The organism is Microvirga sp. Mcv34 (assembly GCF_024519725.1).
In the GTDB taxonomy this organism is placed as follows: domain Bacteria; phylum Pseudomonadota; class Alphaproteobacteria; order Rhizobiales; family Beijerinckiaceae; genus Microvirga.
This window is the reverse complement of the sequence record NZ_JALJRK010000213.1, coordinates 1-2,021: the sequence shown is the minus strand read 5'-3', so window position 1 is coordinate 2,021 and position 2,021 is coordinate 1. Positions and strand designations below refer to the sequence as shown.

General features: G+C 64.6%; 1 protein-coding gene and 2 pseudogenes. All 3 read left to right on the top strand.

All coding sequences use genetic code 11. The features are described 5' to 3' along the window. Positions 1–100: 100 nt before the first annotated feature. Positions 101–364 (top strand): annotated as a pseudogene (locus OC446_RS30155) (transposase); the annotation flags it as partial. Between the two features lie 74 nt (positions 365–438). Further along, a pseudogene (locus OC446_RS30150) lies at positions 439–691 on the top strand (IS110 family transposase); the annotation flags it as partial. 79 nt (positions 692–770) lie between these two features. Next, a complete protein-coding gene (locus OC446_RS30145; RefSeq protein WP_262032558.1) occupies positions 771–1,937 on the top strand; it encodes an IS110 family transposase in 1,167 nt (388 codons plus the stop codon). The last annotated feature ends 84 nt before the right edge of the window (positions 1,938–2,021 follow it).

Below are 2,021 nucleotides of genomic sequence, written 5' to 3'. Positions count from 1 at the left end.
CCCTTACAGCCTGAACGCTGACCTCGCCTCAATCGCTCCAACGCATTCGCCAACAGTATCAAAAAGATGGAGAGCACTTCTTTGACCCAGGAGGATCTCCATGCCCCACACACGTTTTACGCAAGAGTTTCAGGATGAGGCCGTGCGGCTTGCTCTGACCAGCGGCCGCAGCCGGCGTGAGGTTGCCGCGGATCTCGGAGTTGGCCTGTCGACCCTGCGGCACTGGCTCGATCGCCGTCGCGAGCGTGAGATCGATGATCCGCCCGAGGAGCGCCAGGAGGACATGGCCGCCGAGCTGAAGCGGCTGCGGCGCGAGAACGAGATCCTGCGTCAGGAACGGGAGATCCTGAAGAAGGCCACGGCTAATGGCATGGACCGGCCGTGCTCCCGGGTGGAGCATGGGAGAGCGGGATTGTCCCGCAGGCAAGGAGCCATGCCATGTCACACCAGACCACAACTGAGGCTATCACCACGATCGGGATTGACCTAGGCAAGAACACCTTCCACCTGATCGGCATGGATGCTCGCGGCAAGATCGTGCTGCGCCGGAAGGTCTCGCGCGGGCAGTTGCAGTCCTGCCTGGCCGGTCTGCCTGATCGGCCTGGAGGCCTGTGCCGGAGCCCATCACGTTGGGCGGCAACTCGCTGCCCTCGGCCACGACGTGCGCCTGCTCCCGGCCCAGTACGTCAAGATGCCATGAGGAGGTGAGCGGCGACCGGCTCTCTGCGAGAGTAAGGACGCCAACTCTTTCTTCCTGGAGGCGACAGGCCATGCAAGCGACCGACCCCACGTCCACCCGCAGCAATTGTTCCGACTCGGCGACCATCTTTGTGTCTCTGGAGCTCAGTCGCGCCGTCTGGCTCGTGACGGCCTTGTTGCCGGGAAGCAACCAGAAGATGTCGCGCCATCAGGTGCCAGGCGGCGATCTGGCGGGGCTGCTGAGCCGCTTCGCGGAGCTGCAACGCAAGGCTCAAGCCCGCACGGGCGAGTTCGCCCGGATCGTGGTGATCCAGGAAGCAGGGTTGGACGGGTTCTGGATCCATCGTGTGCTGGAGAGCGAAGGCATTGAAAGCCATGTCGTAGATCCCGCCTCGATCGCCGTCTCACGCCGGCATCGCCGTGCCAAGACCGATCGGATTGACGGCGAGGCTCTGGTGCGCACCCTGCTGGCCTACAAACGGGGCGAGCCGCGTGTCTGCGCCATGGTCCGTGTGCCGACCCCGGACGAAGAGGATCAGCGGCGCCTCTGCCGGGAGCTGAAGACCCTCGTCAGCGAACGGGTCCGGCATGTCAACCGTCTCAGGGGGCTGTTCTTCTCGCAGGGCATTGCCGACTACGACCCGCGGCGTCCGGACCAGCGCGCAAGGCTCGACGAATTGCGCACCGGCGACGGACGTGCCTTGCCGCCCCATCTCAAAGCTGTGGCGCGGCGTGAACTCGAGGTCATTGAGCTGCTGGATCGGCAGATCGAGGCCGTGAAGGCCGAACGCGATGCTCTTCTGGCCGCAGCGCAAACGGCGGAGGTGCCCTCGAAGGCGGTTGGGATACTGCTCGGCCTCAAAGGGATCGGATCCGGCTTTGCCGGGGCGCTGTGGTCGGAAGGTCTGTTCCGGCACTTTGACAATCGGCGGCAGGTGGCAGCCTATGCGGGTCTGGCGCCGACGCCCTGGAAGAGTGGCCGGATCGATCACGAGCAGGGCGTGTCGAAAGCCGGCAATCCCCGTCTGCGTGCCATCCTGGTCGAGATGGCGTGGCTCTGGCTGAGGCATCAACCGGGGTCGGCGCTTTCGCTGTGGTTCCATGATCGGGTGCGCCGCCTGGGCGGGCGGATGAAGAAGGCCACGATCGTCGCGCTGGCGCGAAAGTTGCTGGTGGCTCTCTGGAAGTACGTGACCCAAGGCGTGGTCATTGACGGAGCCGCCCTGAAGGCGGCCTGATCCTGCCTGCACAGAATGCGGATTTCGCGGATCGTGAGCAGCCGTTTCACGCGATGGTGAGCGCTCATTTCATGGGATCGTGAG

Bases quoted from the DNA above. Each gene is read 5' to 3' on its own strand.
- OC446_RS30145 (WP_262032558.1), top strand. From the start codon at position 771: ATGCAAGCGACCGACCCCACGTCCACCCGCAGCAATTGTTCCGACTCG.